This window comes from Millionella massiliensis, from assembly GCF_900104655.1.
Taxonomy (GTDB): Bacteria; Bacteroidota; Bacteroidia; order Bacteroidales; family Rikenellaceae; genus Rikenella; species Rikenella massiliensis.
This window is the reverse complement of sequence record NZ_FNWD01000002.1, coordinates 216,316-242,306: the sequence shown is the minus strand read 5'-3', so window position 1 is coordinate 242,306 and position 25,991 is coordinate 216,316. Positions and strand designations below refer to the sequence as shown.

The following is a 25,991-nucleotide window of genomic DNA, read 5'->3' as shown; positions in this document are numbered from 1 at the left end:
GACACAAACCGACAGGAAACCGGTCGGCAAACATCGTCGGCGTCCCGGCGAAATACCTCCGGGGAGCGGCTGGGCATTGGTCAGCGGTGCCGGCTCCGGAATCGGTCGTTGTTACGCGCTACGGTTGGCTGCGTTGGGTTACCACCTCGTTCTGGTTGGTATGACCGCTCAACCCCTTGAAGCGGTAAAACTCGAAATCCAGGAGCGCCAGCCTCAGTGTGACATCCGGATCGTAGTGTGCGACCTGGCTCGCGTGGAGGCTGCCCGCGAACTCCACGACTGCACCCAACGAGCAGGCATCGAAATCGACGTTCTGATCAATAACGCCGGGATGTTCTCCTTCCGCGACATTCTCCAGACCCCGGAGGAGCGCATAGAACGCATTATCCTGCTGCACGACCTTACCAACACGCAGCTGAGCCGGCTCTATGCCATCGACATGGCCCGCCGCGGACGGGGCGGATACATTCTCAACATGTCCTCCTACTCGCAATGGATGCCCTTCCCGGGACTGGCCCTTTACAGCGCTTCGAAAGCCTACCTGCGGTGTTTCTCCGTAGCCTTCGCCAAAGAGGTCCGCGAGAAGGGTATTCACGTTACATCCGTTTCTCCAGCCGGCGTCGCCACCGACCTATACGGATTGACGCCCTATTGGCAGCGCATTGGCCTGCGTCTGGGCGTACTGATCTCTGCCGACCGTTGCGCCCGTGCCGGCCTTCGGGCATTGTGGCGCGGACATCGCTCGATCGTTCCCGACTGGTGGAACCGACTTTGGATTCCCATCTGCAAAATGCTCCCCATGTGGATCATACGCCCCTTGCGAAAATTCACCATGCAGTTTCAGAAATAGCACCGACACACCCAGGCCTGCCCCACATACCGTAATAATATACCTTGATACGGATAAATATCATCATATCCGCCCGGATGCAGAATAATCATCTCAGGCATCCGGATCCCCAATTTGTGATTACGATCATCGAAAATACATGCTGACACTGGCCATAATTATGGCCGTCTTATCACGCTTCTAATTCGTAAACATCAGGGGAATAGCGGGACACATCAGTATAAGACGTAGCGGAATAAAAAGAAAAAAGCCTTTGGAATCACCGTTAGTGGTTGATTTCAAAGGCTTTGGAGGTTGGTCGGGGTGACAAGATTCGAACTTGCGACCACTCGCCCCCCAGACGAGTACTCTAACCGGGCTGAGCTACACCCCGCTCTTAAACCGAGCACAAAAGTACAACATTTTCCAAAACCTCCAAAAAAAAAAATGCACAAACTTTAAAAAAAAACTATCTTTAACCTGTCAAACCCACCTGTAAGCCCGTTACGAAGATGTTCGCAACCCTGCTTCTGACGACATACACACTGATTGCACAGCCCCAGCCTGCCGACACGGTAACGGTCGATTCCCAGCAAACCCTCGAGCAGGCACTCGAAGGAACCACCGCTCCCGACAGCATTACCCGACAGCTAACCCTTGTCGAGGTAGAATACTACTCGTTCGACGGACAACTCCACCATGGGCAACTCCTCATTCACCGCGACCTCGCCGACGACATTCGCCAGGTGTTCCACGAAATCAAGGCCCGACGCTTCCCCATAGAGAGCGTCATCCCCATCCGTTTCGACCGGCCCAATAACGGCACTTCGATGGATACGCTGAACAACACCTACGGATTTCACTACCGAACCGTCAACACCAGCAAGAGCGCCCGACTGTCGGCCCACGCCCGGGGACGCGCCATTGATATCAACCCGTTTCAGAACCCAGCCATCCTGCGCAACGGCACAGTCATTCCCCGCGAAGGCGCCTACGACCCACACAGCCCCGGCACCCTGACCCGCGAGACGTGGCTCACCCGACTATTTCGCCTACTGGGATGGCAGTGGGGCGGGAACTGGAACTCACTGAAAGACTACATGCACTTTGAAAAACCCTAATTCAACAGATACAATATGAAACATCCTCTACTAAAACTAACCCTGGCGCTTGCCACTGCGGTCACCGTGCACGGCTGCCAGGATCCGGCCATTCGGGAAGCTTCAGCCGTTATCGAACGCTTCAACGACGGTAAGACCGACGTCAAACTGGAGCTTATCGAGAAATGCGACGGCAAGGACCAGTACGAAATCACCATCCGCAACGGCCGGGCCGAGATCAAAGGCAGCAGCGGCGTGGCACTGTGCCGCGGCTACTACGACCTAGTCAAATCGCAGGGCGCCGGCATACGCAGCTGGAGCGGCCAGCGAAACGAGCTGCCCGAACAGTTGGCCGACCAGCCCGCGCGACGCGTCGTATCGCCCGTCGAACACCACTACTATTTCAATGTCGTCACCTACGGTTACACCATGCCCTACTGGGACTGGGAGCGCTGGGAACAGGAGATCGACTGGATGGCCCTGCACGGGATCGACATGCCGCTGGCACTGGTGGCCAACGAAGCCATCTCGGCCCGTGTGTGGAAAAAGCTCGGCCTGACCGATGACGAAATCAACGCCTATTTCGTAGGCCCCGCCCACCTGCCCTGGATGCGCATGGGCAACATCAGCGGCCTCGACACCCCGCTGCCCGAATCGTGGCACACCACGCAGGTCGAACTGCAGCACAAGATCCTCGACCGGATGCGTGCCCTCGGCATGAAACCAATCTGCCCCGCCTTCGCCGGATTCGTCCCCGAGGCCATCCAGCAGCACTACCCCGACGCCAAACTGACCGAAACCCACTGGGGCGGCGCCTTCCGCAACTGGATGCTCGACCCCGAGCAGGAGCTCTTCAGCCGCATCGGACAGATGTTCATCGAGGAGTGGGAAGCCGAGTTCGGCCCCTGCGAATACTACATTGCCGACAGTTTCAACGAGATGGAGATCCCCTTCCCGCCCAAAGGTACCCCGGAGCGCTACACCCTGCTCGCCTCCTACGGCGACAAGGTATATCAGGCCATCAAGGCCGGCAATCCCAATGCCGTATGGGTCATGCAGGGATGGATGTTCGGCTACCAGCGCGACATCTGGGACTACGAGACCCTCGCCGCTCTGCTGTCGAAGGTGCCCAACGACAAGATGCTGCTGCTCGACCTGGCCGTCGACTACAACATGCACTTCTGGCACAGTACCCCCAACTGGGAGTTCTACAAAGGTTTCATAGACAAGCCGTGGGTTTATAGCGTCATTCCGAACATGGGCGGCAAAACCGGCCTGACCGGCGTGCTCGACTTCTACGCCAACGGCCACCTGGCAGCCCTGCAATCGCCCAACCGCGGCCGCCTCACGGCCATCGGCATGGCCCCCGAAGGCATCGAGAACAACGAAGTAATCTACGAACTCGTCGCCGACGCCTCCTGGCGCAGCGACAGCATCGACATCCGCCAGTGGCTCCACGACTACTCCGCCAACCGATACGGTAGCTGCCCCGCCCTCGTGGATTCGGCCTGGAACAACCTGCTGGCCTCCGTCTACGGCACCTTCACCGACCACCCGCGCTACAACTGGCAGTTCCGCCCCGGCAGCGTCAGCAAGGGAAGCATCAACGCCTCGCCGGCCTTCTTCCGCGCCATCGAACAGTTTGCCGCAGCCGACGAACTGCAGGAGAGCCCCTTGTACCGCACCGACCTGATCGAATACGCAGCCATCTACCTCGGCGGCAAAGCCGAGCTATTGATCCAGGCCATTGACCGCGCCTACATGCTCCACAACACGGAAGAGGCCGAGCGGCTCGAAAAACAGTTCACCCACATCATGCTCGGCATGGACCGCCTGCTCGAATCCCATCCGACCCTGCGGCTCGAACGGTGGCTCGACTTCGCCAAGGCATACGGCACCACCGATTCGCTCCGTCACTACTACGAAAAGAACGCCCGCCGCATCGTCACCATCTGGGGCCCGCCCGTCGACGACTACTCCGCCCGCATCTGGTCCGGTCTGATCCGCGACTACTACCTGCCCCGCTGGCAGCACTACTTTGCCAGCCGTCGCAGTGGCGAGCCGTTCGACTTCGCCGCCTGGGAACGCGACTGGGTAGAGAACCAGCGCGGACTTTCAGCCGTCGAGCCCTACGACGACCCCGTGGCAGCGGCCTGCCAACTGATCGACGAGACCCAACAGATCACCGCACAGACCACCGACGAACATACGATCGGCACCTGGGCGGCCGATGAGGTGAGCGGAACGGACGAACGCACCTTCGTCTGGAACCTGCCCGCCACCTATCTGAAACGCCTCCGCGGCATCCAGCTGCAACCCCTCTCGCCCGAGACGACGCTCACGGCCGGCCAACTGACCCTCGAACTCGACGGGCAGGCCGTCGGGCCGATCCGTGCCGATGACGGGAATACGTTCCGCTTCACCGTCCCCTCCCATGCCACCGGCAACAACATCTGCCGCGTAAAAATCACCCTTCGCGGCAACGGAGCCGGTCTGGCGACGCTGGTTTTGGATAAATAAACATCAGATAAATCGTACCTTTGCAGCCGATTTACAAAACGAACCACTACACTGACATGGCAATTATTGGACTGGGCAACGCACTGACCGACATACTGGTACAGCTTCCCGACGAGAGCATACTCCGCGAACTGGGCGTCGAACGCGGCGGCATGTACCTGATCGACAGCCGAAAACACCAACAGATGATGAGCCGGATCGGCCACCTGCCGCAGAGCATTGCGGCAGGCGGTTCGGCCGCCAACATGGTGGGCGGCGTAGCCACACTCGGCACACCGGCCGCCTACGTAGGCCACATCGGCGCCGACGCCACCGGCGAAGCCTTCCGCCGCTGCCAACAGCAGAAACACATCAAGCCGCTGTTGGGCGTTTCGGAAGCCACCCCGTCCGGCAAGTGCATCTCGATGGTGCTCCCCGACGGCGAACGCACCATGCTCACCTACCTCGGCGCCGCACTGGAGATCGACACCCGCGAGCTCACCCCCGAAAACCTCCGGGGCAACAAAGTGCTCTTCATCGAAGGCTATCTGCTCAACTGTCCCGATGTGATCGAGCCCGCCATGCAGGCCGCCCGCGAGGCCGGCGTATTCGTGGCGCTGGATGCCGCCAGCTTTACCGTGATCCGCGAATACAAGACCTACGCCGACCGGCTGATCGACCGCTACGTCGACATCCTCTTCGCCAACGAAGACGAAGCGACCGCCCTGACCGGCACCACCGACCCGTCGCAGGCGCTCGAGATGCTCGCACCGCGTTGCAGTATCGTGGTCGTCAAGGTCGGCCCGCAAGGTTCGCTCATCGCCCACGACACGGAACGCTACCGTATCGGCACGATCGACGCCCGACCCGTTGACAAGACCGGCGCCGGAGACCTCTACGCCGCCGGTTTTCTGCACGGTTTCGCACGCGGCCTGTCGCTCCGCCAGTGCGGCGAGATGGGCGCCGTGGTCTCCAGCAAAAGCATCGAAGTCATGGGAGCACAACTGCCCGACCCGGTCTGGCAGGAGATTCGCCCCCTGATCGACAGCATCGCCAGCGGCAACACCGACATCGTCAGCTCCGTCCGACTGTAATCATCAGGGCCGAGTCGACACACTCCGCCCCCGCAATTTCGCCATACGAACACAGGTAGTATCCTCAAAAGGGTACTACCTTATTCTTTTTAATGCGAGCCTTTCTTCGGCCCGAGCACCCGACATTCGACAAACTTCCGCCAGGCTACCGTTTTGGCAGACACTGTCTGTCAAACTGTCACATTCCGGCATCTCACAGCCCGATGGCACAGATGTTGCAAATCTTCGGAACGTAAAAAATGAATCTAAAAACAACGAACGATATGCAAAAGGGAACCATCGGAGTAACTACCGAGAACATCTTTCCGATTATCAAGAAATTCCTCTATTCCGACCACGAGATTTTCCTGCGTGAGTTGATTTCGAACGCCGTCGACGCCACCACCAAGCTCAAGGCACTGAATTCGATGGGCGAATTCAAAGGTGAACTAGGCGACCTGACCATCCACGTCGAATTGGACGAAAAAGCCAAAAAACTGACCGTTTCGGACCGCGGGATCGGCATGACCGAAGAAGAGGTCAACAAATACATCAACCAGATCGCCTTCTCCGGAGCCGAAGAGTTCATGAAGAAGTACGAAAATCAGAGCGGCATCATCGGCCACTTCGGGTTGGGCTTCTATTCAGCCTTCATGGTAGCCTCGAAAGTAGAAGTCATCACCCGTTCGTACCGCGACGGAGCACAGGCCGTCAAATGGTCGTGCGACGGCACGCCCGACTTCACCCTCGAAACGGCCGAAAAATCCGACCGAGGAACCGACATCATCCTCTACCTGTCGGACGACAGCGCCGAATTTGCAGAAAAGAGCCGCATCGAATCGCTGCTGAAGAAATACTGTTCGTTCCTGCCCGTACCGATCGCTTTCGGCAAGGAGCAGAAATGGGAAGACGGCAAATACGTCGATACCGACAAGGATAATATCGTCAACGACACCCATCCGCTGTGGATGCAGAAACCGACCGACATTACCGAAGAGCAGTACACGGAGTTCTACCACAAGCTCTACCCGATGGCCGAAGACCCGTTGTTCCACATCCACCTGAACGTGGACTACCCCTTCACGCTGACCGGCATTCTCTACTTCCCGAAGATCAAGAACAACTTCGAGATTCAGAAAAACAAGATTCAGCTCTACTCGAACCAGGTCTACGTGACCGACTCCGTAGAGGGCATCGTACCCGACTTTCTGACCCTGCTGCACGGGGTGATCGACTCGCCGGACATTCCGCTGAACGTCTCGCGAAGCTATCTGCAGAGCGACAGCAACGTCAAGAAGATCTCGGGATACATCACCAAGAAGGTAGCCGACCGTCTGGCCGACCTGTTCAAGAACAGCCGCTCGGAATATGAGACCAAATGGGACGACCTGAAACTCTTTATCCAGTACGGTATCGTGAGCGAAGAGAAATTCGGCGATCGTGCCGCCGAGTTCACCCTGCTGAAGAACACGGAAGGCAAATACTTCACCTTCGACGAATACACCGAGCTGATCAAAGGCAACCAGACCGACAAGAACGGCAAACTCATCCACCTCTACAGCAACGACCCCGTCACGCAAAACAGCTTCATCGAGAGCGCACGCGCCAAGGGTTACGACGTACTGGTGATGGACAGCCCGCTGGAAGCCCACTTCATCTCATTCCTCGAAAACAAGCACAGCGACTGGCGGTTCACCCGTGTGGACTCCGATACGGTCGAAAAGCTGATCGAAAAAGAGGAACAGTTGGCCATGGCCCTGACCTCCGCCCAGCAGAAACTGCTGACGCCCGTCTTCGAATCGCAGCTGCCGACCGATCCGAAGAGCCGCTACCACGTGCAGTTCGAAGCGATGGATCCCGCCTCATCCCCGATCATCATCACGCAGGGTGAGTTCATGCGACGCATGAAAGACATGTCGAAAGTGGGCGGCGGCATGTACAGCTTCTACGGCGAGATGCCCGACAGCTATAACGTCGTCGTGAACGGCAACCACCCGCTGGTGATCGAAGTGCTCGGTCAGACCCAGAACGCCACGGGCGAAGCACTGGCTCCGCTGGACAAAGAGTTGGAAGCTGCCGAAAACGAAAAAACGGCCCTTAGCGAACTGCTGAAAGACAAGAAAGAAGAGGAGATTTCGCAGGAAGAGAAAGACAAACGTGCCGCCATCGAGACAAAGATCGGCGACATCGAAGGTCAACGTAACGAGTTGCTCCGCAAAGCCGGCAGCGAAAACGTCATTGTCGGCCAGTTGGTCGATCTGGCGTTGCTGGCCAACGGCATGCTGAAAGGCGAAGCCCTGACGCGCTTTATCAAACGAAGCGTCGAAGTGGTCGGCAAATCAGCCGAAAAAGCCAACTAATCCTTTCGACCGATTCCTCACACATAGCAAAAGGTATCTCTCTATTGGAGAGATACCTTTTGTTTTATTCACTCATCACCTCTCTTTTCTCCTTTTCCAGCCGTCACGACACTCCGTCCAACCTCCACATACGAATACGCCCAGCACATATATTCCGCATGAATCAACCGAACGAGGAACGATGATCGAATCCAAAACCATCGTCCCTCGCGCATAGTACGAAAGAGTTACCGACTCCCCAGCCAGGTCAACCGATGCCACAAAGCCTCGAGCGGTCCCTGTTTGTGACGGGAGAGCCACCAGCAACAAAACATTACTGTACCAGCAATACAATTCCCACCAGCGCACCCACGACTAACGGCAACAGCGTATTATATAAAACTAACAAACAGCCCCAATCCTGTCATTATATATTCCGGAAACAAATGCTCCGTAATCACCAGCCCCGGCGTTCGTCCCCAATGCCCCCCATCGGCCCGCAAGCCTCAACACATGGGATTCAGGCACAAAAAAAAGCTGCTCCGGAGAAACCCAAGCTCCGGAGCAGCCACCGCAAGAAAAAGCAATTACTGTTTTTGCAATTCAAAACCCAATAACAAACCATCGTAATTACTTACCAATGAGTTGACCAGCGAGGTCGAACTACCGGCCTGTGCGGTCAGACTCGTCAGTGTCTTCAGCACATCGATCAATTTATCGGCATTGAACGTCAGGCTCATGGTCGAACCGGTCACCGTCACGTTTGCCGTCATCGAAACACCCAATTTCGTCTTCATGGTCAGCCTTTTTGTCTCCGAATTGAACGAATAGGTCCCGGTCGAACTTTTGCTGCCCATGGTGAACGAAAAAGTGCTATCCGTATTGAACACATACTGGGCACCCTCCAGTCCCAACTTTTCGTAGACCGGATCCAGTTTTTCTTCGATTTGCTGGGCGGCAGCCACCCCACCGGCCTGAGCCAGCAGGTTATCGCTTTCGAACTGGCAGTCGGGCCCGACGAAGGTCCACGTACCGACAATCGACTCGGCCGTAGTGGTCTGGTCACCCACCAAAGTCTGAGCAACGCCCGTCAACAAAGACTTCAAATCCTGCGCCGAAGCATAAGAGACACTGAGACTTGCACAAAGTGCCATCAGAATAAATTTTCTTTTCATCATGGTTGTAATCCCTTTCTGAAATGGTATTTAAAGTTACGATTTACATTTGAGTACGACAAAAAAAATCGACGAACGACCCGATTTTGACGACGAACGCACGATTCAAACGTACATCCGCCTCCCTGCATCGCATCGGAGATCAAGTACTCTTTCTCATCGCCATCCTTCCCCAAGACAACAAAGAAGAACCCTCTATAATCACCCTCCTGCGTACGCTCATGGAAATACCCGAAGTTCCCAATGAAGCCCCCAATCCAATAACCCCATCAGACAGGCGAACTATTAGAAGTAAAGCCTGTGCTCGACTGTTTGAAACATTCTCCGTGCCAGCCACTGCCATCGATCGTCGGATTTTCGTATATTTACGGGCATAAAACCCACCTACACCATGAAACAGTTTGCCACACTACTTCTGTTGCTATGCCTGTCGCTTCAGGCCATGGCCCAAACCCTGAAATTCGGTCCCGACGGCAAGTTCAAGATCGTCCAGTTCACCGACCTCCACCTTCGCTGGGAAGATTCCCGGTCGGACATCGCCTACACCTGCATCAAAAACACCATCGAGGCCGAACGGCCCGATCTGGTGGTGCTCACCGGCGATATCATTTACAGCGCACCGGCCGATCAGAATCTCCGTAAGGTCTTGGAATTCATCGCCCAGTACAAGACCCCGTTTGCTCTCGTATTCGGCAACCACGACCACGAGCAGGGGCTTTCGAACGCCGAGTTGCTCCAGATCGCCCGTCAGATTCCCTACTGCATGGCCTCCGATGTCGAAGGAATTACCGGCGAGGGGAACTACCTGCTCGAAATCAAAGGCAGCCAGGACGACACCCCCAAAGCGATCCTCTACTTCATCGACTCGAACCAATACTCCCAGTTAAAAGAAGCCGGCGTCAACGGTTACGACTACATCCATCGCGACCAGATCGACTGGTACGTACAGAGCAGCAGCCAATACACTGCGCAGAACAACAACCAGCCGCTGCCTTCGCTGGCCTTTTTCCACATTCCGCTGCCCGAATACAACCAGGCTGCCCGTAACGAGAACACCACCCTGTACGGCATCCGTCGCGAGCAGGCCTGCTCCCCGGAACTGAACACCGGCATGTTCGCCGCCATGAAGGAACAGGGCGACATCATGGGCGTCTTCGTGGGCCACGACCACGACAACGATTACGCCGTCAACTGGTACAACATTCTGCTGGCCTACGGCCGCTTCACCGGCGGACCGACCGAATACATCCACATCCCGAATGGCGCCCGCATCATCGAGCTGACCGAAGGACAGCGCACGATCGACACCTGGATCCGGTTGACCGACGGTTCCATCGAACAGCGCACCTCGTTCCCCAAAGACTACGTGAAATAGTCGCAACCACATACAATCGCTTCAGGTAAGTACATCAGATACACTGATTATTTGGCCATTAACCCGAATACAATCATCATTAGCAGCAAACTCTGTTAGCCTGAACAATCACTAAAACGCACTATCCTAAACGAAAACTAAAGCAAAACCACGCCAACAGCATCATATGAAATCAGCCCGGACAACCGATATTGTCCGGGCTGATTTTCGTTTGCGGTTCACGATATACAAAAAGTAATGCGGCCTACACAACCGCCCGATCTATACACCCCACTCCGCTAATCAATCGACACAATCTCACGACCGAACGGCGAGATAGCCACAATCATCAATTTGAAATGCTGCAAGCCGAACGGGATTCCGATGATCGTAATGCAGAACACCAGCCCCAGTGCAAAGTGGGTCAACGCAATCCAGATGCCGCCGATCAAGAGCCAGATAAGATTCATCAGGAACGAAAAACAGCCCCGGTTCTCCTCCACGATCACCGACCGATGGCCGAACGGCAGGAGCGACAGCGCCCCCAGTTTGAAGACCTGAAATCCGAACGGGACCCCAATGATGGTCAGACACATAAGGATCCCGGACAAGAAGTATTCAACAGCGATCACGAAACCGCCGAAAATAATCCAAATAACATTTCCGAGTATATTCATCGTACAGATATTGGTTTTACACTCATACCAAGATAGCAATCTTCGTGCAAAAAGCACACGAAATCCGACAAAAAGAACCTATATTTGACAAAACGGCCGTGCCACACTATTCGTTTACCGATTTTCATCGCAGCCCCGGCCCCAACACCCATCAACCCCACATTTCTTCATCATGGGAATGGAAATACTCGACCGCCAACGGACCTTTTTCGCCACCGGACAGACCCGCCCCTATGCCTTTCGTCGCGACGCTCTGCTCAGGCTGCGTCGATCAATCACAGCGCACCTGCCCGCCCTGTACGAAGCGATGCACCACGACCTCCACAAATCCAAAGAGGAGACCTACCTGACCGAGGTAGCCATTGTACTGCGCGAAATCGACAACCAGCTGCGCCACCTGAAGCGTCGCATACGCGCCACGTGTATTTTCACCCCGCTGTTTCTCTGGCCATCACGCAGCCGAACCATCTGCGAACCCTACGGAAACGTACTGATCATCTCGCCGTGGAACTACCCGGCCCAACTGACCCTGAGTCCGCTGGCCGGCGCAATCGCGGCCGGCAACTGCGCTGTGGTGAAGGCCTCGCCCTACGCGCCGCAGGTTTCGGCAGTACTGGGCCGCATCATCGCTTCGGCCTTTTCCCCGGACCACGTCACACTCATCGAAGGAAACCGGGAGGTCAACGAGGCCCTGCTGGCCGAACGGTGGGACTATATATTCTTCACCGGCAGCCCGGCCCTGGGACGCATTGTCATGCGGGCAGCAGCCGAGCACCTCACCCCGCTGACCCTCGAACTGGGCGGCAAAAGCCCCTGTCTGGTGGACAACTCCGCCAATATCGACCTCGCCGCACGACGCATCGTCTGGGGCAAGTTCCTGAATGCCGGACAAACCTGCGTCGCTCCCGACTACCTGCTGGTCCACCAGAACGTCAAGGGTCCGCTGGTGGATCGTATCCGCCACTGGATCGGCGTCTTCTACGGTCCCGACCCCAAAGAGAGCCCCCACTTCGGACGACTGGTCAACGAATCGGCCTACCGCCGCGTGGCCTCGTACCTCACCGACGGTTCACTGCTGGCCGGAGGCGAAACAGACCCCGCACAACGCTACATTGCCCCGACGCTGCTCGACCTCGGCACCCCTACCGATTCCGTTCCGGTCATGCAGGCCGAGATATTCGGCCCCATACTGCCCGTGATGGAATATGTCCACCTTGACCAGGCGATCGAATTTGTCAACCGACACGAAAAGCCGCTCGCACTCTACTATTTCGGCGCTCCCCGTACCGGTCGGGAGGTCCTGCGGCGCACCTCGTCGGGCGGAGCCTGTATCAACGACACGATCCTCCACATCTCGAACGACCATCTGCCGTTCGGCGGTGTCGGCCGCAGCGGCATGGGCCGATACCACGGGAAAGCCTCATTCGAGACCTTCAGCAACCGACGATCGGTGCTCATCTCCCTGCGAAACAGCGATCTGCCGTTCAAATACCCACCCTACAAATACTTCAAACTGATCCAAAAACTGCTCCATCTCTAACTCATCATTCAGTTCATTGCGCTGACAACGCCTCCAAAGCGTTGTCTGCTGCAAAACGCACGCCCTGCCATTCCGAATCGAAGTATCCCGCCTGCATGGATGACAAAAAAGATAGAATAGCATCGCATCTCTCCTCTCTCGGCCACCCGACCCACAAAAGACTGTCATACAGACAATTATAATCAATCCACACATCCGATCGCCAACAGTAGCCACCGGAATTTACCGGTTCTCCCACCCTCGTTCAGTTTCTATTCAGAATTGGCATGTAATTTGGTCCCAGAAAACAAACAAAAACCACTCTGACCATGAAATTACGCATTCTGACCACCTGCCTGATGCTGTTGAGCGCCATCGGACTTTACAGCTGCAAAGAAGAGAAAAACATTGCCTTCGACAAACTTCCGCAGACCGCTCAACAATTTGTCGAACAGCACTTCTCGTCCCAAAAGGTTGTTCGCATTGTTCAGGACAAGGACGACGGCCGTAAAGACTACGAAGTTATCTTCGAAAACGGGACCACGATTGACTTCAACGAATCCGGTGCCTGGACCCACATCGAGAGTACGTTCACGCCGCTGCCCGTGAGTTTCCTGCCCGCATCGTTGCAAACCGACCTCGCACAACGCTACCCCGACGCCTCGGTACACGAGATCGACCTGGAACTGGGAGGCTACGAAATCGAGCTCGGCAACCGGCGAACCCTCTATTATACCACCGACGGCACCTACGTTCGTGAAGCGCCCTCCGAAATCGACTAACTTTCCATTCCATTAACCAACCAAAAGACGGGCCGGAATACTGCGTAACAGTATTCCGGCCCGTTCTCTGCGTACCATGCACAAATCGTTTATCACGCACGGTACGTCTTCTTAACTCTTTTCGTCTCAGTCGGCGATGGCATGGTCACGCGGGAAAGGCATACCGCCCCACGCCTTTTGAGTGGTCCACGGCTGGGCGGGAGCTGTCCAGAACGAATCTTCGGCCGGGAGGCCCAGCGGCAGGAAGATCGTCGAGGCCAGATACATGCTGCCCGTGCAAAGGTAGGTCTCGCCAGCCTCTTTCTGCGACCCGCAGAATCCCATCGTCAGCCATCCGCCTTCGTCATACGTTCCCGGCGCTTCGAGCATCCGCCGCATGACGGTGGTCAGCGCTGCCCGCACCTGCCCTTCGGTCACATCCCCGGGCAGCATCTTGAGCAGAGAAGCCTGAGCCAGCGAGTGCATGCACCCGGTCCGGTAGAGGATCGAACGCCCCACGACCGGGAAAGTTCCCTCGGGCGAGATCGACCGCTCGAGCACACCGGCATACCGCGATGCACGGCGACAGATCCGGCCATATTGAGCATCGGAATAAGGAGCCTCGCTTTTGTAATAACGATTCATGATCCGTCCGGCATCGACCAGCATCGGCTGCATCACGAAACTGTTGTAGTAATCGTTGTGATACTTCGGTCCGTCACTGTACAGCCCGTCTCCAATATACCAGTCATCCAACTGCCGGAAAGCGTAGTCGGTACGCATTAGGTCGAGCGGTTCGCCTGCCATGCGCAGGAAAGCCTCGACCGTGGCGCTGAACATCAACCAGTTTCCGTACATGGGCAGGAATCTGCGGGTCGCTTTCATTTCCGTGATGACGCGACGCTGGGTGAGCGTATCCAAGCCGTCCCACAACTGCCGGGGCGAACGTAGAAAGCCCTGCGCCAGGAAAGCGGCATCGACCAGCGCCTGACCGTAACCTTTCCGAAAATTGAGATAGTCCGGCGAATCGGGATCGACAGCATGGCGCAAACCGGCATGTGCCCAGCCAAGCAACTCGTCACGCAGAGCCGCTTCAGCTGCCGGAATCGAATCACCCGACACCTCAAACCACGGAGCCAGACCGCACAGCAAACGACCCACAGCCTCAAGGTGGGCATACATGGCTCTTCCGGAGTTGTCGAACTGGTCGATCGGCATCTTCTCATGAAGTGTGCCGGCTGCCAGGTTCGACAGCACGGGACGCGCCATCCGATAGGCCTGAGCAGCCCAATATTCGCGGTCGGTTTGCACCGGCTGATCGGTCTGTTTCTTACGAGCTGCAACGCCCGGCACCATCCAAAGCACCGCGAGCATCAGGATCAGAATCTTTTTCATAACCGTTTAGTCTCCGATTGCATGGTCGCGCGGGAAAGGCATACCGCCCCACGCCTTTTGAGTGGTCCACGGCTGGGCGGGAGCTGTCCAGAACGAATCCTCGGCCGGCAGTCCCAGCGGCAGGAAGACGGTCGAGGCCAGATACATGCTGCCCGTGCAGAGATAGTATTCAGCCGTCTCTTTCTGAGCGCCACAGAAGCCCATGGCCAGCCAACCGGCCTCATCGTAAGTTCCGGGAGCTTCGAGCATCCGCCGCATGACGGTGGTCAGCGCTGCCCGCACCTGTCCTTCGGTCACATCCTTGGGCAGCATCTTGAGCAACGAAGCCTGAGCCAGCGAGTGTAAACACCCGGTACGATAGAGAATCGAACGCCCTACGACCGGGAAAGTTCCCTCGGGCGAGATCGACCGTTCGAGCACACCGGCATACCGCGATGCACGGCGACAGATCCGGGTATACTGGGCATCAGAATAGGGAGCTTCGCCCTTGTAGTAACGGTTCATGATGCGTCCGGCATCGACCAGCATCGGCTGCATCACGAAACTGTTGTAGTAGTCGTTGTGGTACTGGGGCCCGTCGCTGTACAACCCATCACCCACATACCAGTCCTCCAGCTGACGGAAGGCGTAGTCGGTACGCATCAGGTCGGGACGCTCGCCCGTCATGCGCAGGAAGGCTTCGACCGTAGCGCTGAACATCAGCCAGTTGTTATACGGCGGACGGGTATTGCGGGTGGCCTTCATTTCGGTGATCACACGGCGTTGGGTGAGCGTATCCAGCCCGCCCCACAGCTGTTTGGGCGAACGCAGGAAAGCCTGAGCCAGGAAAGCAGCATCGACCAGCGGCTGACCGAATCCGCGGAAATTCAGATAGTCCGGCGAGTCGGGATCCACCGCATGACGCAAACCTGCATGTGCCCAAGCGAGCAGTTCGTCACGTTTGGCCGCTTCGGCCGCCGGGATCGAGTCGCCCGACACCTCGAACCAGGGCGAGAGGCCGCACAGCAACCGGCCGACAGCTTCAAGGTGAGCATACGGGGCCCGACCGGCATTGTCGAACTGTTCGATCGGCATCTGCTCGTGCAGCGTACCGGCAGCCAGGTTCGACAACACGGGACGTGCCATCCGGTAGGCCTGCTCGACCCAATATTCACGATCGGTTTGCACCGGTTGCTCGGCTTTGGTCTTTTTCCGGGCCGAGGCGGGAAGCAGCCACAGCAGGGCTGCCAAGGCAATCAAAAAACGTTTCATTGGTAATATTCTTTTGCTAAATCACTGTATTTTCTGAACATCTGCGATGCCATCTCGATTTCGTCGCCTTTCGGCGCAGGATCGATATCCGTTTTGGGAGTAGCCACGAATTGAATTTCCCAATCTGCCAGCCGGTCGTAAAACGCATTGGCCCGGAACGCTTCGCGACCGTTACTCATGGGGGCCCCCTCTTCGGAGTAAGGTTTGCCGGCAGCCACCGACTCGGCCAACATGTCGTAGAACATCTTCCAACGGTTGTAGTAGTATCGGCGGATCAACCCGGTCCATTCGCGCCACGAGTAGTCGAACTGCTGGCAGATATAGCCGGGTGTAAAGCCCCAGTAGGTAATCAGAGCCGTAGCATCACGCTCCAACAGGTCTTTCTCCTCTTCGGTCGTTCCCCAGCGGCGGGCATCGCTCACCCACTGGTCGAAGTTCCACTCGGTGCGCGTGGCCAGCAGCGCATCGACATCAAGCAACAGCTCCAAGAATCGTTCACTGTGCTTCCGGAAGGCCTCCATGTCGCCCGCCTTGTAGGCCGCAGCGACAGCCTTGTGAATCTCCTGCCCCAGGTTGGTCATAATCTGACGCTGCACATCAACCACGTCAAACCGGTAAATTTCAGAGGCTTTCAGTTTTTCAGCATCCTGCAACAACAGACGTTCGGCCTCGTAAAGCGACTTCGGATCGTACGGGATATGAAAACCGGCATTGGGGCCCGACTTCTTCACATCGATAGCCGGACGTGCCGCGATGATCGAACTGCTCTCCACACCGTTCGTCCCGCGTCCGTAGGGCCCCTTCAGCAGGATGGCCCACGCCTGTTGCGCAGCAGCCGATTCTGCACCATAGGCCCGGACGGTGTAGGTGTCAAGCCAGGCCGAGGGAGAGATCGTATCCTTGTGGAACGGCATTTCGAAAGCCATGGCATAGTAAACCGGATTCTGAATGATCGACTCCATGAAAAGGCCGGAACCGACAACGTTCGGCGCCTTTTCCAGCGCCGTCATATACTGGTTGGAGGCCAGCAGCGGCAGGTCGCCGTGCATATTGATACGCCCTCCGAAATTGTGCAGGTTGCCTGCAATGAACGGATAGCCCCAGAAATTATTCTTACCGGGATAGGTCGAGCCATTCAGGTCGAGCACTACCAGCCGGTCTTTCGGAAACTGCGTGGTGATCGGTTCGCGGATACTCCAAGCCTGCATGGCCACAATGCCGTCCGGATCGAAATCATCGATCAGGGCGCTGATCTTCTTACCTACGGCTGCCAGATACTCCGGCGTATTGACAGGCGGTGCACTCTCGTGGAAGGGGTCGGCGGCATAGATGCCGTAAGAGCCAAACAGCGAATCCTGCATCCGCATAAAGGTGTGCCCCATACGGTCGAACAGCGGATCGAGCGGGTCAAGCTGCGAAACACCTTCGAAACCGTACCACTCGGGTTGCTGAGCGATTTTGGCTTCGGGATACTTTTCTTTCATCAGTTTCGGCACGTTGCCGGTGAAACCCTGCTGAATCGGATTCATGCCCAGCTCGCGCTCCCGGGCGAAGATCTGACGAGCCAACTGGATGTGGCTGTCGATCCAACTTTTGGGCAGTGGCCCGCCGAACTGTTCGATGTTGGTCATCCACTGCCAGGCCTGATGGCCGGGTCCTACCAGAAAGGTGCGGGCCTCCAGGTCGGTGAAACCCATACGGAGCAGCGTTTCGTACCACACGGCGTCCAGCCCGATGGGTTGCAACGGCATGTTGATGCCGTTCATGGCCATGAAATCGATCTCGCGCTGCCACCGTTCCCAGTCCCACCACGGAGCCGTGTAGGAGAGGGTGCAGTAATTGAAGTAGGCGCGGTATTTTCCATTAATCGTACGACGTTCCTTAGCAGCGGGCAACGGCAGCCGTTCGGGAAGATTCAACTGATCGCCAAACCACGAAAGCTGGGCCTGACAGGTGTATTTCAGATACCAGTGGAAAGCCGACGCCAGTGCTACGGGATTGTTCCCGCGCAGCACCACTTTACCCTTTCGGGCATCGATTTCGAAGACATCTTCACCGCTCTGTGGATCGGCCGGGATCACTTCGAGCAGATACTGGTTTTCGTAACCGGGCGTCACACGGCCAATCAGCGCGCGTGCAGCCTTGACAATCGCCTTATCCGACGATGACGGTTCAACAGCCACAGCCCGGAGCGACACTCCGAACAGGCACAAGAGCAAAAGAGTAGAAATTTTTCTAATCATAATTGGGGTTAGCATTAGTAATTTTCACTTTGTGTGCCGATTATTTACTTCAGCACACAAAAGAACAAAACTAAAAAAAGGTGATTACTACCGCAACTATTTCAATCCATACGAGCTTAATCCACTTGTGAGAATGAGACCCGAAGAGTATCTTTCAATTCCGGATCACGCACCTGCATCGAGACACGCGTCAACTTTTCACCCCAGACACTCGAGAGCCGCGGGTCAGTCTGTTCGATTGTTTCGGTCGTCACCTCGAATTTCGAAGCATCGTAGGCCATTTGCAACGTATGGCCGAACGCCGAAATCTCGATCGTCTTACCAACCGTGACCGTGCCACAGGTCAGAAAATTCAGCGCCACGGGGCCCTTCAGTTCCGAAAGTTCATAGCTGTCCGTCAATGCAATCGTATTTTTACGACGGTCGAAGCGATAGTCACGCACCCAGGTACGACAGGCCGCCTCCTCGGGATAAGCCCCCGCGATGTCAAGCGAGAAATCCATCGTACGGCCGTTGTCGGCGAAAGAGACACTCCGCGAACGATATTTGCCTCCGTTCGTTTGCCCGACGCCGTTGATCAGCGGCAGGTTGTGATACTCGGAGCGCATGGTCCAGATGGTATAGCGACGGTGGTCGAACGTAGCAGCGGTATAGGTTCCCACACCCGCATCGACCAGCATCGGCTGACCGTCCACATAGAGGATGAAGGTACCAATATCGTTGTGGTTATGACTTTCGGCATTGTTACCGCCCTTGGCAGCCAAGGTCAACCCTTCGGACACACCGCCTCGGGTACGGGCGACGGCCACCTCTATACCATCCATCCAAACCGACTGGTACAGCGGCGCCGACGGCGGCGTCTGACACATATCCCGGTAAACGAAGACCGTTTTCAGCCGATTGTCGAGCGTTCCGCTCAACGGTTTTTCGATAAAATCGGTCAGCGCCGCCAGATAAGCCCCCAGTCCCATCATGGTGCTGTCTCCGATGTTTTGGCCATAGCGAAAGACAATCGGCGCACCGGGCGAAGCCTTGGCAGCCGCATCGGCAAAGTTGACAAAATAGAGGCTGTCGATGTGCGCATTGGCAATGTAGCGACCAATATTTTTCACCCGCTGCTCCCCGAACAGGTAGATCGCCCCGTGCGAATAGTTGCGCAACACCTCCAGGTAGTTGTTCAGCATCCCGGCCGCATGACCCCAGTAGGAGGGCCCTTCTTCGCATCCGCCGTCGGACTTGAAGTAATTAATAAACTGATCGACCGAACGCATGGTTTTTCTGACAATTTCAGCGCGTCGCTGCGGATCCTCTTCCACAAGCAGGGCTGTGGTCAGCACATTAAAGTTGCACCACGGGTTCCAGTTGTTGACCGTCGCCCCTTCCTGAAAACCGAGCCAAAACATGTCGTTCCGTCTCAGGTAGATGTCGAGCGCGTGGCGGTTCAACTCGGCACGCAGGCGCTGCGGAATGGTTGGCGAGAGTTTGGCCAGTTCGTCTTTAAAGAAATAGTAGGCCCAGGCCAGCGTATTGGCCGTCATGCCACTGCTCAGATCGATCGTGCGATGCTCGATGTCGGGAAGCCGAGTACCGCTACCCTGATTCCAGATGTGAGCCGTAGCCACCCAGGTACTCTGCTCGCAAATCGACCACACACCGTCGGCAATCTGATCAATGAATCGTCCTTTGCCTTCGACCAGTTCACCAAGAATCAACTCGGCCAGCGTTCCGTAACGTTCGCCGATATGCTGATCGTTGGGCTGACGAATCCCCTTACGGGCAAAATCAAGGTACGAGGTGGCGGTCACGCTGCGCCACACGTAGTCGAGCTTCGCTTCGGCCTGCGCCACCGCCTGTCGTTTGACCGCTTCGGGCAGCGACTCCCAGAAAGCCCGATCGTCGTACCCGGGATAGGGACGATAGGCTTCGCGGCACAGCGAATCGACGTCGAGACGCTGCGCGGCACGTTGCAGCAGGTCGGGTTTCGCCCCGGTGGGGGCTGCCGTTACAAAAAGGGGTGCCGCCCCCAAAAGACCCAGAAGGAGCAGCACCGCCGTATATTTCCACATTCGCTTCATAACGAAATCGAGTATTTACAGTGGGGAAGTGTTTTTCGTATCAGAAAAACCATCGGAATAGCATTGTCGGCGACAGGCTCCACACCCCATACGTTTCTATCCCCTACCGACTTGGAATGCGGGAGACTGCCGCACGACAATGCCGTCCGAAGGTTTATTTACTTTCCAGATCGCGTTTGCGTTTGAGTGCCTCGAGGAAGTAGTAGTCGGCATAGACCAGCGGCACATCGACTTCGCTCGGTCCGGGTTTATTGCCCGTCGAGTGCATCAGAATAAAGTACCCATTCTCGCCCAGTTTGGCCCGATAGGCCGGCGATCCGAGTGTTTCGACAATGCGATCAGCCAGTTTTTTGTACTCCTTACCCTGCTTCTTGCCGGCATAGGTCGAAAGCTCATAGAGAGCCGACGCCGTAATGGCTGCCGCCGAAGCGTCGCGCGGCTCCTGCTCAATATTGGGCACGTCGTAATCCCAATAGGGAACCAGATCTTCCGGAAGTGTTTCGTTCGTGAAGATAAATTTAGCAATTGCCTCAGCCTGTTTCAGATACTTCGGATCATGTGTATAACGGTAACACATCGTGTAGCCATAGAGTCCCCACGCCTGACCACGTGCCCAGGCCGACTCGTCAGCATAGCCCTGATGGGTCACCCGACTGCGGATGGCACCGGTTTTGGCATCGTAATCCACCACATGGTAGCAACTCATATCGGGACGATAGTGATTTTTCATGGTCTGGTCGGCGTGCGAAACGGCGATTTTCCAGAACGACGAGTCACCGCTCATCTGGGTGGCTTCGAACAGCAACTCGAGGTTCATCATGTTGTCGATAATCACCGGGCAGTCCCAACCGCGCCACTGAGGCCACGACTGAATCACCCCGGCGCCGGGACGATAACGTTCGCAGAGGGTCTTGGCAGCCGTCACAATCACATCCTTATAGGACTGCTTGTCAGTCAGACGCAGACCGTTGCCGAACGAGCAGAAAATCATAAAACCAATGTCGTGATTACCACGATAATATTTAATCCGCTCCATGCCTTCGGTATAATGAACCGCCGGTTTGAGCCATTTGCTGTCGCCGGTCAACTCATAGAGATACCAGAGCGTTCCCGGAAAAAAGCCACTAGTCCAGTCGTCGAGCGTCGTAAAGGCCAGTTTACCGTTTTTATTGGTCGTGCGCGGGCTCGGGATCTTATCGAACGTATCCATCGTGTCCACCATCAGTTGCACCTGTTTTGCCGCGAATTCCACATTGTCGGTAATCACCGGCGACACCTTTTTACCTTTTGCCTGAGCGGGCAGGATCCCGAGAAGCGAGGCCAGCGCCAGCGAGCAAGCCGCCATCATTTTGATTTTCATGCCGAGAGCGTGTTGTTTGGGTTTATTTTTAAAAATTTTTATTATCAACTTTTGCTAACCGATTGTCAATCATTTACGCAACCGATTGCACAAATGTAGAAATTATATCCGATTCTCCAAAAAATAAAAATCACTCTTTTCTTGCATCTAAAATTCAAAACCATTGATTTATAAACAATTAACGATTCATAAAAAATAAGTTTCTCAAAAAAAGATTTGCATCAACCGGATAAATCCGTACATTTGCACAAACGATTGCATAAAACCGTTCTTTCTTCCGAAAAGATTATGGCTAAAAAGCGCACCTCTATATATGATATTGCCGAACGCCTGGGCGTTTCGGTCTCCAGCGTATCGCGAGCACTGAGCGACCACCCGTCGATCAGCGCTGCCCTCAAGGAGCGTATCCGCGAAGTGGCGGCCGAGTTGCACTACACGCCCAGTTCCGTGGCCGTCAACCTCAAAACCGGACGACGAAACACCATCGGCGTCATCGTCCCGGGCATCAACCGCAGTTTCTTCTCGTCGGCCATCGAAGGAATCGAAGACAAAGCCTATAAAAAAGGATACGACGTCCTGATCTGCCAATCGAAGGACTCGGCCGAACGCGAAGAGCGCATCGTACACTCGCTGGCCGGCAAAGTCGACGGCGTGATCGCCTCCGTGGCAGCCGACACCACCGACCACAGCTACTACAACTACCTCTCCGAGGCTGGCGTTCCCGTGGTTCTGTTCGACCGAACAGCCCCCGGAGTCGATGCCGGAACCGTCATCGTCGACGACTACCAGGGAGCCGCCATGGCCGTCAAACACCTGCTTCGTCAGGGCTGTACGCGCATCTACCACTGTGCCGGTCCCCAGCACGTCAACATCTGGAGCAACCGCCTGAAAGGCTACCGCGACACGATGCAAAACGCAGGGATCACCCTCGACGAAAACTACATCTTCGAATCCACCAGCACCACCGAAGAGGAGGGACGACGCTTCGCCCGCACCGTCATCGAGAGCGGCACCCTACCCGACGCCGTCTTTTTTGCCGGCGACTTCTCCGCACTGGGTGCCATGCTCGAATTTCAGAAGGCCGGCATCCGCATTCCGGAAGAGATCGCCATCGTCGGGTTTGCCAACGAACCCTTCTGTCAGCTTCTCTCCACCCCGCTCAGTTCGGTCGATCAGTTCAGCTACAAGATGGGATACATGGCCGGCCAGATGATGTTCGACCGCCTCAGCGGAGAACCTCAGGTCGGCGTAGTCATCGCTCCCGAACTCATCATCCGCAAATCATCGCTAAAAAACTCAAAATAAACATGTCAGACGTAAAATACACGACCCGTTACGCATCGCACCCGGCCGATGCCAAAAGCTACGACACCGAACGACTCCGCGCAGAATATCTCTTCCCGAACATCATGACCGACGGCGAGATCAACCTCGTCTACTCGGCCTACGACCGTCTGATCGTCGGCGGCGCCGTGCCCACCGACCGTGCCCTGACCCTCGACGCCATCGCTCCGCTGCGTGCCGACCGTTTTCTGCATCGTCGCGAACTGGGCATCATCAACGTCGGCGGCGCCGGTACCGTCAAAGCCGGCGACCAGGAGTACCACCTCGGCTACAAGGAGGCCCTCTACCTCGGCAAGAGCGAACGCGACATCACCTTCGCCAGCGACGATGCTGCCACCCCGGCCCACTTCTACTTCAACTCGGCTCCGGCCCATGCCGAATATCCCGACCGCAAGATCACCAAAGCCGAAGCCGTCGTCGTTGAACTCGGATCGCTCGAGGGTAGCAACCATCGTGTAATCAACAAACTGATCGTCAATCAGGTACTCCCCACCTGTCAGCTTCAGATGGGCATGACCGAGCTCAAGCCCGGCAGCGTATGGAACACGATGCCCGCCCACACCCACGACCGTCGCATGGAGGCCTACTTCTACTTCGAACTGCCCGAAGACCAGGCCGTGTGTCACTTCATGGGCCAACCTCAGGAGACCCGTCACATCTGGATGCATAACGAACAGGCCGTCATCTCGCCCCAGTGGTCGATCCACTCCGCCTGCGCCACCCACAACTACACCTTCATCTGGGGCATGGCCGGCGAGAACATGAACTACGACGACATGGACGGCTGCGCCACCACCGACCTCAAATAACCCTTCACTCCGTACAAAACAAAGATTTCCGAAATAGAGTCAAATCATGAAATCGCTCGAACTCTTCGACCTCACGGGCAAAGTTGCCCTCGTCACGGGCGGCACCCACGGACTGGGCATGGCCGTCGCCACCGCACTGGCTCAGGCCGGCGCAACGCTGGTGGTCAACGGCCACTCCCCCGCCAAAATGGAGAACGCCCTTAAAGAGTACGCCGCCAACGGCATCACAGCCCACGGCTACCTGTTCGACGTCACCGACGAAGCCCAGGTAACCGAATACATTGCCCGGATCACCGCTGAAGTCGGCCCGATCGACATTCTGGTCAACAACGCCGGCATCATCAAACGCATCCCCGCCACCGAGATGAGCCTCGCCGAGTGGAACACCGTGATCACCACCGACCTGACCGCTCCCTTCCTCCTGTCGAAAGCCGTAGCTGCCGGCATGATCGAGCACGGCGGCGGCAAGATCATCAACATGTGCTCGATGATGAGCGAAGTGGGTCGCGACACCGTCAGCGCCTATGCCGCCGCCAAAGGCGGGCTGAAGATGCTGACCCGCAACCTCGCCACCGAATGGGCCCGTTACAACATCCAGGTGAACGGCATCGGTCCCGGCTACTTCGCCACCTCGCAGACCGCGCCGATCCGCGTAAACGGCCACCCCTTCAACGAATTTATCCTCAAGCGCACCCCCGCTGCCCGCTGGGGTAACCCCGAAGACCTGGCCGGTACGGCCGTCTTCCTCGCCTCGCGCGCATCGGATTTCGTGAACGGACACATCGTCTATGTCGACGGCGGCATCCTCGCCTCACTCGGCAAAGCGATGAACGAAGATTAAACCTCTCCCCCACTCAAAAAAGTTCCGACATGAAAAAGATATTTCTGCTCGCCGCCACCGCTCTGCTGATGGCCTGCGGCGGAGCCAAAGTCAAAGTCACCAACCCGCTGAAGCTCGACCGCACGAACGAAACAGTCGAAATCAGTTGGCAGGAGGTGCAAGCCAAGGTTTCGGACGCCACCCCCGAAAACATCGTCGTCATCGCTCCGGACGGCAGCCAACAGCCCTCGCAGGTGCTTTACAACGGTGGTACCGAGCCGCAAGCCCTGATTTTCCAGGCCACCGTTGCCGGCAACAGTTCAGCCACCTACACCCTCGAAACCGGCCAGCGTGAAGCCTATCCCGCACAGGCATTCGGCCGCTACGTACCGGAACGCATGGACGACTTTGCGTGGGAAAACAACCTGATCGCCCACCGCATGTACGGCCCCGCACTGGAAGCCACCGGCGAAATCAGCAACGGGATCGACATCTGGCTCAAACGTACCGACAGCCTGATTATCGACAAATGGTTCAAGCCCGGCTACAACTACCACAGCGACCAAGGCGAAGGGCTCGACTGCTACAAAGTGGGCCGCACGCTGGGTGCCGGAGCCATGGCCCCCTACGAAAAGGACTCGCTCTGGCTCGGCAACAACTACATCCGTTACAAAGTGCTCGACAACGGTCCGATCCGCATCGCCTTCCAGCTCGACTACGCCCCCTTCCTCGTGGACAGCGTGGAGGTCACCGAACGCCGAACCATCTCACTCGATGCCAACACCCACTTCAACAACATCACCGAGGAATACACCGGTGATTTCGACCAACTGAAGGTCGCAGCAGGTATCGTCACCCGCGGTGCCGGCGGCAAAGTGCTCGACATTCTGAACAAGCCCATCAAACGGGTCGGCTACTGGGAGCCGCTCAACACCGACAACAAGCCCGACAACGGCCACACCACCATCGGTCTGGTCTTCCCGTGCGAGATCAAAGTAGAAACGCGCCTGGGCCACCTGCTGGCCAGCACCACCATCCCCGAAGGCAAACCTTTCATCTACCAGATGGGTGCCGGCTGGAGCAAGAGCGACATCCCCACTCCCGACGTGATGAAACAACTCATCTGGGATCAGAGCCTCAAGTTCGACAATCCGCTGACCGTAACGGTCAAATAGTCCGGCGGGAGGAGGCGGAACAACAGCCCTCCACACAGGGGCGCTCCGTACCGTTTCGCACCATCCGGACAGGCACTTTCCCCCCACACGTCCATCACGGTTTCAACAACCGCTCCGGGACGTTTTCCTCACAGAACCAACAAACCTTACACTACAAAACCAAACCCACCAACCTGCCACCGGCGGATCGCCC

The 25,991-nt window shown here is 56.6% G+C and carries 19 protein-coding genes, 1 tRNA gene and 1 pseudogene; 12 read left to right on the top strand and 9 right to left on the bottom strand.

What is annotated here, in order from left to right:
• Positions 1–76: 76 nt before the first annotated feature.
• Positions 77–850 (top strand): SDR family NAD(P)-dependent oxidoreductase, encoded by a 774-nt coding sequence (locus tag BQ5379_RS00980; protein ID WP_235846064.1) that lies wholly within the window; start codon positions 77–79, stop codon positions 848–850.
• 295 nt (positions 851–1,145) lie between these two features.
• Here the strand turns inward: BQ5379_RS00980 and BQ5379_RS00975 are convergent.
• Positions 1,146–1,223 (bottom strand) — tRNA-Pro (locus tag BQ5379_RS00975).
• 118 nt (positions 1,224–1,341) lie between these two features.
• Between BQ5379_RS00975 and BQ5379_RS00970 the strand changes: the two genes are divergently transcribed.
• From BQ5379_RS00970 to htpG, 4 genes are all read left to right on the top strand, one after another.
• Positions 1,342–1,950, top strand: coding sequence for a M15 family metallopeptidase (locus BQ5379_RS00970; RefSeq protein ID WP_071133700.1), 609 nt, complete (start codon positions 1,342–1,344; stop codon positions 1,948–1,950).
• A gap of 15 nt (positions 1,951–1,965) precedes the next feature.
• Positions 1,966–4,449, top strand: coding sequence for an alpha-N-acetylglucosaminidase (locus BQ5379_RS00965; protein ID WP_071133699.1), 2,484 nt, complete (start codon positions 1,966–1,968; stop codon positions 4,447–4,449).
• A 56-nt stretch (positions 4,450–4,505) separates the two neighbouring features.
• A complete protein-coding gene (locus tag BQ5379_RS00960) occupies positions 4,506–5,522 on the top strand; it encodes an adenosine kinase (protein ID WP_071135489.1) in 1,017 nt (338 codons plus the stop codon).
• A 263-nt stretch (positions 5,523–5,785) separates the two neighbouring features.
• Positions 5,786–7,861: a molecular chaperone HtpG gene (htpG, locus tag BQ5379_RS00955; RefSeq protein ID WP_071133698.1), complete on the top strand. Its 2,076-nt coding sequence runs from the start codon at positions 5,786–5,788 to the stop codon at positions 7,859–7,861.
• A gap of 227 nt (positions 7,862–8,088) precedes the next feature.
• On the opposite strand, the pseudogene BQ5379_RS10950 reads toward htpG, so the two are convergent.
• Together BQ5379_RS10950 and BQ5379_RS00950 are read right to left on the bottom strand one after the other, a co-directional pair.
• Positions 8,089–8,178 (bottom strand): annotated as a pseudogene (locus tag BQ5379_RS10950) (DUF418 domain-containing protein); the annotation flags it as partial.
• Between the two features lie 249 nt (positions 8,179–8,427).
• On the bottom strand, positions 8,428–9,018 hold the full coding sequence (locus BQ5379_RS00950) for a DUF4923 family protein (RefSeq protein ID WP_235846012.1): 591 nt from the start codon (positions 9,016–9,018) through the stop codon (positions 8,428–8,430).
• A gap of 388 nt (positions 9,019–9,406) precedes the next feature.
• Between BQ5379_RS00950 and BQ5379_RS00945 the strand changes: the two genes are divergently transcribed.
• On the top strand, positions 9,407–10,390 hold the full coding sequence (locus BQ5379_RS00945; protein ID WP_071133697.1) for a metallophosphoesterase family protein: 984 nt from the start codon (positions 9,407–9,409) through the stop codon (positions 10,388–10,390).
• A gap of 278 nt (positions 10,391–10,668) precedes the next feature.
• Here the strand turns inward: BQ5379_RS00945 and BQ5379_RS00940 are convergent, their stop codons facing one another.
• Entirely contained in the window at positions 10,669–11,046 is a 378-nt protein-coding gene (locus tag BQ5379_RS00940; protein ID WP_071133696.1) for a YccF domain-containing protein, read from the bottom strand.
• A 172-nt stretch (positions 11,047–11,218) separates the two neighbouring features.
• On the opposite strand from BQ5379_RS00940, the gene BQ5379_RS00935 reads away from it, so the two are divergent.
• Both BQ5379_RS00935 and BQ5379_RS00930 read left to right on the top strand, forming a co-directional pair.
• Positions 11,219–12,586, top strand: a complete 1,368-nt coding sequence (locus tag BQ5379_RS00935) for an aldehyde dehydrogenase family protein (protein ID WP_071133695.1) — start codon at positions 11,219–11,221, stop codon at positions 12,584–12,586.
• A gap of 308 nt (positions 12,587–12,894) precedes the next feature.
• The gene (locus BQ5379_RS00930; protein WP_071133694.1) at positions 12,895–13,347 is read left to right on the top strand and encodes a PepSY-like domain-containing protein; all 453 of its coding nucleotides are present in this window, start codon (positions 12,895–12,897) and stop codon (positions 13,345–13,347) included.
• A 126-nt stretch (positions 13,348–13,473) separates the two neighbouring features.
• On the opposite strand, the gene BQ5379_RS00925 is transcribed toward BQ5379_RS00930, so the two are convergent.
• The 5 genes from BQ5379_RS00925 to BQ5379_RS00905 form a co-directional block, all read right to left on the bottom strand.
• The gene (locus BQ5379_RS00925; protein WP_071133693.1) at positions 13,474–14,721 is read right to left on the bottom strand and encodes a DUF2264 domain-containing protein; all 1,248 of its coding nucleotides are present in this window, start codon (positions 14,719–14,721) and stop codon (positions 13,474–13,476) included.
• A 6-nt stretch (positions 14,722–14,727) separates the two neighbouring features.
• Positions 14,728–15,972, bottom strand: coding sequence for a DUF2264 domain-containing protein (locus tag BQ5379_RS00920; protein ID WP_071133692.1), 1,245 nt, complete (start codon positions 15,970–15,972; stop codon positions 14,728–14,730).
• Positions 15,969–18,215: an alpha-N-acetylglucosaminidase gene (locus BQ5379_RS00915; RefSeq protein ID WP_071133691.1), complete on the bottom strand. Its 2,247-nt coding sequence runs from the start codon at positions 18,213–18,215 to the stop codon at positions 15,969–15,971. Before BQ5379_RS00915 ends, BQ5379_RS00920 begins: the two co-directional genes overlap by 4 nt.
• A gap of 116 nt (positions 18,216–18,331) precedes the next feature.
• On the bottom strand, positions 18,332–20,290 hold the full coding sequence (locus BQ5379_RS00910) for a heparinase II/III domain-containing protein (RefSeq protein ID WP_071133690.1): 1,959 nt from the start codon (positions 20,288–20,290) through the stop codon (positions 18,332–18,334).
• A 154-nt stretch (positions 20,291–20,444) separates the two neighbouring features.
• Positions 20,445–21,638: a glycoside hydrolase family protein gene (locus BQ5379_RS00905; protein ID WP_071135487.1), complete on the bottom strand. Its 1,194-nt coding sequence runs from the start codon at positions 21,636–21,638 to the stop codon at positions 20,445–20,447.
• A gap of 300 nt (positions 21,639–21,938) precedes the next feature.
• Between BQ5379_RS00905 and BQ5379_RS00900 the strand changes: the two genes are divergently transcribed.
• The 4 genes from BQ5379_RS00900 to BQ5379_RS00885 are packed head-to-tail and all read left to right on the top strand — an operon-like array spanning position 21,939 to position 25,798.
• On the top strand, positions 21,939–22,955 hold the full coding sequence (locus BQ5379_RS00900) for a LacI family DNA-binding transcriptional regulator (RefSeq protein WP_071133689.1): 1,017 nt from the start codon (positions 21,939–21,941) through the stop codon (positions 22,953–22,955).
• 2 nt (positions 22,956–22,957) lie between these two features.
• Entirely contained in the window at positions 22,958–23,803 is an 846-nt protein-coding gene (kduI, locus tag BQ5379_RS00895) for a 5-dehydro-4-deoxy-D-glucuronate isomerase (protein ID WP_071133688.1), read from the top strand.
• A 46-nt stretch (positions 23,804–23,849) separates the two neighbouring features.
• Complete coding sequence (locus BQ5379_RS00890; protein ID WP_071133687.1) at positions 23,850–24,644, top strand: gluconate 5-dehydrogenase; 795 nt, start codon at positions 23,850–23,852, stop codon at positions 24,642–24,644.
• 29 nt (positions 24,645–24,673) lie between these two features.
• Complete coding sequence (locus BQ5379_RS00885) at positions 24,674–25,798, top strand: DUF4861 family protein (RefSeq protein ID WP_083377506.1); 1,125 nt, start codon at positions 24,674–24,676, stop codon at positions 25,796–25,798.
• The last annotated feature ends 193 nt before the right edge of the window (positions 25,799–25,991 follow it).

Coding starts and splice junctions, on each gene's coding strand:
- BQ5379_RS00970 (WP_071133700.1), top strand. CDS start 1,342: ATGTTCGCAACCCTGCTTCTGACGACATACACACTGATTGCACAGCCC.
- BQ5379_RS00965 (WP_071133699.1), top strand. CDS start 1,966: ATGAAACATCCTCTACTAAAACTAACCCTGGCGCTTGCCACTGCGGTC.
- BQ5379_RS00960 (WP_071135489.1), top strand. CDS start 4,506: ATGGCAATTATTGGACTGGGCAACGCACTGACCGACATACTGGTACAG.
- htpG (WP_071133698.1), top strand. CDS start 5,786: ATGCAAAAGGGAACCATCGGAGTAACTACCGAGAACATCTTTCCGATT.
- BQ5379_RS00950 (WP_235846012.1), bottom strand. CDS start 9,018: ATGATGAAAAGAAAATTTATTCTGATGGCACTTTGTGCAAGTCTCAGT.
- BQ5379_RS00945 (WP_071133697.1), top strand. CDS start 9,407: ATGAAACAGTTTGCCACACTACTTCTGTTGCTATGCCTGTCGCTTCAG.
- BQ5379_RS00940 (WP_071133696.1), bottom strand. CDS start 11,046: ATGAATATACTCGGAAATGTTATTTGGATTATTTTCGGCGGTTTCGTG.
- BQ5379_RS00935 (WP_071133695.1), top strand. CDS start 11,219: ATGGGAATGGAAATACTCGACCGCCAACGGACCTTTTTCGCCACCGGA.
- BQ5379_RS00930 (WP_071133694.1), top strand. CDS start 12,895: ATGAAATTACGCATTCTGACCACCTGCCTGATGCTGTTGAGCGCCATC.
- BQ5379_RS00925 (WP_071133693.1), bottom strand. CDS start 14,721: ATGAAAAAGATTCTGATCCTGATGCTCGCGGTGCTTTGGATGGTGCCG.
- BQ5379_RS00920 (WP_071133692.1), bottom strand. CDS start 15,972: ATGAAACGTTTTTTGATTGCCTTGGCAGCCCTGCTGTGGCTGCTTCCC.
- BQ5379_RS00915 (WP_071133691.1), bottom strand. CDS start 18,215: ATGATTAGAAAAATTTCTACTCTTTTGCTCTTGTGCCTGTTCGGAGTG.
- BQ5379_RS00910 (WP_071133690.1), bottom strand. CDS start 20,290: ATGAAGCGAATGTGGAAATATACGGCGGTGCTGCTCCTTCTGGGTCTT.
- BQ5379_RS00905 (WP_071135487.1), bottom strand. CDS start 21,638: ATGATGGCGGCTTGCTCGCTGGCGCTGGCCTCGCTTCTCGGGATCCTG.
- BQ5379_RS00900 (WP_071133689.1), top strand. CDS start 21,939: ATGGCTAAAAAGCGCACCTCTATATATGATATTGCCGAACGCCTGGGC.
- kduI (WP_071133688.1), top strand. CDS start 22,958: ATGTCAGACGTAAAATACACGACCCGTTACGCATCGCACCCGGCCGAT.
- BQ5379_RS00890 (WP_071133687.1), top strand. CDS start 23,850: ATGAAATCGCTCGAACTCTTCGACCTCACGGGCAAAGTTGCCCTCGTC.
- BQ5379_RS00885 (WP_083377506.1), top strand. CDS start 24,674: ATGAAAAAGATATTTCTGCTCGCCGCCACCGCTCTGCTGATGGCCTGC.